The sequence below is a fragment of the uncultured Caballeronia sp. genome (genome assembly GCF_964243625.1).
Lineage (GTDB): Bacteria > Pseudomonadota > Gammaproteobacteria > Burkholderiales > Burkholderiaceae > Caballeronia.
Genome location: NZ_CAXTGZ010000452.1, coordinates 1 through 5002, shown reverse-complemented (window position 1 = coordinate 5002; position 5002 = coordinate 1). Strand labels below are relative to the sequence as shown.

Below are 5002 nucleotides of genomic sequence, written 5' to 3'. Positions count from 1 at the left end.
CGCCTATTTTTTAAGCGCCAAGTTAGACAAAATCAGCTAAGTACTTGAAGTGTATAGCGGAGCGCAGGGAAATGGGGTGCAGGTGGTCGGAGGTTCAAATCCTCTCGCCCCGACTAATACATATAAGGCTCTTCGGGTTTTGCCCGGAGGGCCTTTTTTCGTTTACTTCCTGATCGGTCAACGATTTTGCTGCGCTGCACGCATCCGAGTGCGCCTTCCCCGCGTATAGACATTTGTGAGCACCATTCGAGTTTCTTTTCAAGGTGCTCACAACGCTATCAATCAACTATAAAAGCCAAGGCCAGACAAGCCGGCGCAGTTCCACCGCGACCTGTACTGCCGCATTCCGGGGAAACACATATGTCAGCCAGCAAGAGCAACAAATTACGCAAGCCAGCCCGCAAAAAGACAAACAACCCCGCCTTCGACAGCAAGCTCTGGCCCGTTCACGCCATGATCGTGTCCAGAAGCGCATCCCATATCGCAAGCACGTTGTCAGCGCAGCCGCGCATCAATGCACTCGCCGAAGCGCTCGCGGAAGTCGCGCAGGATTTCGGCGATGACGCCATCGACGGCTTCCTGATCGCCCTGAAAAGCTGGTTCGTCCAGCGGGAATACGGCGCCGCCATAGAATTGATCGGGTACTTCCAGGAGCATGGCCGCCTGCCCGAAATCGCGCAGCCGTCGCAAACAGGAGTTCGACGTATATCGCGGCGGAGTTCGAAGGACGACAACGTCACTTCGCTGCGCGCAGCATGACCCAATCGCGAAAACGCCCGGTTATCGTCTAAATAACCGGGCGTTTTTCGAAAAGCTTCGCTTATCAACGCAACGCTGAATAAGCGGTCGGCGCCAAAAAGTGATTCTCGATGCGTTCGACGATCGGCGACTTCGCCTCGGTCTCGGCGCGCTTGGCGATCCACTCCGCATCGGCCTGGAACGCGTTCCACTTTTCTTCGCGCTCAGCGAGACTTTCCCACTTCAACAGATAAGTCAGGGCGTGATTGCTCGGGCCGGCGATCGTCGTCCAGAACCCGATCGGTTCGATGCCATATTTCTTGAAGAAATCCAGCGTGATGTTGGTGAACCGGTCGTTCAACGCTGGCAAACGGCCCGGCGCGCAATGATAAATACGCATTTCAACGATCATTTTTTCCCCGTGAACATAAAGTAATGCAGCCGTAAAACAAGCCGCGCTTGGACTCACCACGAGCAATCGTACCGGCGTTTCATCTCATTCGCACGCGGTGCTGCATCAAGCCATCACTGAGCCGCAACCAAGCCAACATCAAGCCTGCTTGGCCGGCCCGAAATCCTCGGCATCGACGTCATAGCCTGACGGTTCCCATCGGATGGCAAGCAACGCGATGAGCCCCGCCAGCGGCGCAACCGCAATGATCCAGAAGACCTTCGTGCCAAGCGCCGCCGAGAGCACAGGAAACAGAAAGAGCGATACAGTCGAACTGGCACGCATCAGCGTCTGGTTGAAACCCACGCCAACGCCCCGCAGCGACGTTGGATAGCTGAGCGACGCGAAGGTCATGCTGTGCGAGCCGGGACCGAATCCCTGGCCGAGCAGGAACACGGCGAGAAAGCCGATCGCCATGACGACTTGTGCGCCGCCGGCCGGCCGCCCGACCACAGCAAGACCGATCAGCGCCGCCAGTTGGAAGGCATAGCCCAGCACGGTCAGCTTCCACGCGCCGACCTTTGGCACGGTGCGCACGGCGATCAGTCCACCTACGAACGCAAAACACAGGTTCAACGCGAGCGAGGCAAGGATGGTGGTGAGCATCGACTGCGCGAGGAAACTCGAGATGATCACGGGCAGGCCAAAGGCCACGGCGTTATACGCAAACGATGAAGCCACGGCAATGATGGTCGCGAGCACGGTCCGGCGAAGATAGACACCACGCAACAACACGCCGTAGTTGCTCCACGTTGCCTTGTGCACCGGCGCCTTTGTGCCCTGGAGCGCGGTGGCATCGACTTCGACATCGATGCCGTACGAGCGCTTCAAAATCTGGGCAGCGCCGCGCAGATCACCCTGGTTCGCGGCCCAAACCGGCGATTCGCTGATGTAGCGGCTGCGGATCGCGATGATCACCAGCGCCGGCAATGCGCCAAAGCCCAGAGTCAGGCGCCACAACCAGCCTGAATGGCTGGCCGGGAGCACGGCGTACAAAGCGAGCACGAGCAGATAAGACACGCTGATGGCGGCGTACCACGTCGGGCACCACATCGCGATGCGCGCCGCCTTGTTGCCGCGGCCGTTCAAACGCGAAAACTCGGCGAGAAACGCCATCGCGACAGGCAAATCGATACCGACGCCCAACCCCATCACGAAACGCGCTCCGCCCAGCACCCAGGCATTGGGCGCGAGGCCGCACGCAATCGCCGCGACGACGAAGAAGAACATGTCGGCCATGAAGACGCGGTATCGGCCGATCTTGTCGGTGAGATAACCGCCCAGGAACGCACCGATGATCGCCCCGAAAGTAATGGCCGACGCGACAAAACCCGTTGCCGCCGGCGTCAGCGAAAACTCGCGGGCGATATCCTTGATGCCGAACGCTAGCGCGCCGAGATCGTAGGCATCGAGGAAAACACCACCCAACGCAATCGCGATGACGATGCGCGCATCGCTTCCCACTGCAGCGCCGCGGTTGACGAGCTGGGAGACATCGGCGGCACTGCGGATGACGGGACGCGCTGCGTCGGAGGCCGAAGACGCAATTGCGGGCTCTGCCGCGAAGGAAGTAGACATGGGATGGGCTACGCTGAATGAAGCCGGAAAATAAGCTGTAAAAAAGCTATCAAGCGCGCGATGGTACCGGCGCGCGTGCCTCATCCCAAATTCATTTTTGTTATTTGATGAATGAAGGCGGAGCCAATCCGCCTTTCGTTTCGAATTACTGTTGCGGCATTGCCGCCATTGCTTCCCGGATCTGTTCCGGGCTCAAATCACGGGTATGCGTTGCGAGCGACCAGCGGTGACCGAACGGATCTTCGACCTGGCCATACCGGTCACCCCAGAACATGTCGGTCACCGGCATGATGACCTTGGCACCCGCGTCAACGACTTGAGCGAACGCGGCATCTACGTCGTTCACGTATAAATGCAGCGTCACCGGCGAGCCTTTCAATGTGAGCGGACTATGATTGCCGCAATTCTCGAACTCTTCGGCAAGCATCAGCGTGGAATCGCCGATACCCAGCATGGCGTGCATCACCGTGCCGCCAGGTCCGGGCAGCCGCGTGTGTTCGACTGCATTGAACGCCTTGATATAAAACGCGATTGCGTCGGCGGCGCCTTTGCAAACCAGATGAGGCGTAATCGTATGCATCCCGTCCGGGACTGGCTTGACTGTAGACGTGGGCATTGCAGTGCTCCTTGATTGAGAGGATTTGACCACCAGAGCCGGCGCAGCTCGAGCGCCTGCCATAACGCGACGTGCCAAACCCTGATAGATCGACAAACTCAGTCAAAAAAACTGGGTGAGCCATTCGTGCTGCGCCGCCATCTTTTGAATTTATCGTATCCATGCAAACCGCAGTACTTTTTGCCATCTAAAATTACGTTCGAAGTACATACATGAATCACTTTTACCGTTAATCCGCGCATTGCAGGCAATCTCGATGCATAATCCCGTTCGGCTTGAAATCTTGAACAAACGTGTGGTGAGACAATTCAAGGGTTGATTACGTTAATTGACTGATTTAATGCGAAGTTTATTTCTCTGACCATTTACCTTTCTTCTGATTGAATCGCCTGTTGTTTATATGGCCTGGGCTGCTTCTTTCTTTCAGTGAAGCGCGATACCGTTCTACGTTTACATGCGCAGCCTCGCTTCCGTCCCTTTAAATAAAGCTAAAGTTTTACTGCCGGTGGCCGAAAGCCCATCTATGGACCACGAACTTAACACTCCCGACAACTCCAATGATCCGACCTTTCTAAGAGCTCGGGCGTTGAGCATCAGTGTCGGCGCAATTCGCAAGGCGCAAGGAAAGGCGTCTCCCGCTGACTTTCCGGTAGGAACTGTAGAGTGGCATGCAGTCGTCGAAGATTTCGCCAATGATGTGTTGAAGGCAATGCTCTCGGAACCGGATTTACCGCTGATCGAAATCCGGCGCGACAATGCGAGAAAATGACGAGGCGTGAAGCCATTAACAATCATTTTCCAATTCGTCAGTCCGATAAAGCCAAAAGGCGTCGCTGATTAATCAGCGACGCCTTTTCGCGTACATGAAACTGGCCTTTGACCCAGCCTCTCGTTCAGCCTCTAACTCATCCGCCCAATAAATCGATCACCTTAAGCAAATCTTTACGCAACTGATCGACATCGACCGAGACATTCACCTCGGATACTCCACCCGACTCTGCAATGTCGTCAGTATCGGCGGCATTCCCATTCGGACGTCCGTGTGAATCGAGCCGGTTACGCGCGCCGTTGATGGTAAAACCCTGTTCATACAACAGTTCGCGAATGCGGCGGATCAGCAGGACTTCATGATGCTGGTAATAACGACGATTGCCCCGCCGCTTCACGGGCCGCAGTTGCGTGAATTCCTGTTCCCAGTAGCGCAGCACATGCGGCTTGACGCCGCAAAGCTCGCTCACTTCACCAATGGTGAAGTAGCGTTTGGCAGGGATTGGAGGCAGGACGACTTTTTCCATCGTCAATCAACCGTGGTGGTGAATGTCGCGAAACTTGCGGATATCGCTAATAAGCGCTCGGGCGATACATACCGTATGCCCGTCACTTCAGCGGCCGAAACTGTTTTCAGCACCAGCTTCCACCAGCGCTTTCAACTTCTGACTCGCATGAAACGTGACGACACGGCGCGCCGCAATGGGAATGGCTTCTCCCGTTTTTGGATTACGGCCGGGACGCTGCGGTTTGTCGCGCAATTGGAAGTTGCCAAAGCCGGATAGCTTGACACTGTCGCCGCTTTCAAGGGCGTCGCGAATCACCTCGAAAAATGCTTCCACCATGTCTTT

General features: G+C 56.2%; 7 protein-coding genes. 2 read left to right on the top strand and 5 right to left on the bottom strand.

Translation table 11 applies throughout. The features are described from left to right. The first annotated feature begins 360 nt into the window (after window positions 1-360). Entirely contained in the window at window positions 361-759 is a 399-nt protein-coding gene (locus ACFFAR_RS24430) for a hypothetical protein (protein ID WP_174364448.1), read from the top strand. 64 nt (window positions 760-823) lie between these two features. Here the strand turns inward: ACFFAR_RS24430 and ACFFAR_RS24425 are convergent, their stop codons facing one another. From ACFFAR_RS24425 to ACFFAR_RS24415, 3 genes are all read right to left on the bottom strand, one after another. Further along, window positions 824-1150 carry an NIPSNAP family protein gene (locus ACFFAR_RS24425; protein WP_061999721.1) on the bottom strand — a complete coding sequence of 109 codons (327 nt, stop codon included), beginning with the start codon at window positions 1148-1150 and terminating at the stop codon, window positions 824-826. Window positions 1151-1288: 138 nt separating this feature from the next. Next, a complete protein-coding gene (locus ACFFAR_RS24420; RefSeq protein WP_174364449.1) occupies window positions 1289-2767 on the bottom strand; it encodes an MFS transporter in 1479 nt (492 codons plus the stop codon). 145 nt (window positions 2768-2912) lie between these two features. After that, on the bottom strand, window positions 2913-3383 hold the full coding sequence (locus ACFFAR_RS24415; RefSeq protein WP_174364450.1) for a VOC family protein: 471 nt from the start codon (window positions 3381-3383) through the stop codon (window positions 2913-2915). Between the two features lie 454 nt (window positions 3384-3837). On the opposite strand from ACFFAR_RS24415, the gene ACFFAR_RS24410 reads away from it, so the two are divergent. Next, window positions 3838-4152 (top strand): hypothetical protein, encoded by a 315-nt coding sequence (locus ACFFAR_RS24410; RefSeq protein ID WP_375508611.1) that lies wholly within the window; start codon window positions 3838-3840, stop codon window positions 4150-4152. 136 nt (window positions 4153-4288) lie between these two features. Here the strand turns inward: ACFFAR_RS24410 and ACFFAR_RS24405 are convergent, their stop codons facing one another. Beyond that, entirely contained in the window at window positions 4289-4678 is a 390-nt protein-coding gene (locus tag ACFFAR_RS24405) for a MerR family transcriptional regulator (protein WP_062170087.1), read from the bottom strand. An 87-nt stretch (window positions 4679-4765) separates the two neighbouring features. Further along, the coding region (locus tag ACFFAR_RS24400) for an integration host factor subunit alpha (protein ID WP_174364451.1) at window positions 4766-5002 on the bottom strand (237 nt) is incomplete at its 5' end.

Coding starts and splice junctions, on each gene's coding strand:
- ACFFAR_RS24430 (WP_174364448.1), top strand. CDS start 361: ATGTCAGCCAGCAAGAGCAACAAATTACGCAAGCCAGCCCGCAAAAAG.
- ACFFAR_RS24425 (WP_061999721.1), bottom strand. CDS start 1,150: ATGATCGTTGAAATGCGTATTTATCATTGCGCGCCGGGCCGTTTGCCA.
- ACFFAR_RS24420 (WP_174364449.1), bottom strand. CDS start 2,767: ATGTCTACTTCCTTCGCGGCAGAGCCCGCAATTGCGTCTTCGGCCTCC.
- ACFFAR_RS24415 (WP_174364450.1), bottom strand. CDS start 3,383: ATGCCCACGTCTACAGTCAAGCCAGTCCCGGACGGGATGCATACGATT.
- ACFFAR_RS24410 (WP_375508611.1), top strand. CDS start 3,838: ATGCGCAGCCTCGCTTCCGTCCCTTTAAATAAAGCTAAAGTTTTACTG.
- ACFFAR_RS24405 (WP_062170087.1), bottom strand. CDS start 4,678: ATGGAAAAAGTCGTCCTGCCTCCAATCCCTGCCAAACGCTACTTCACC.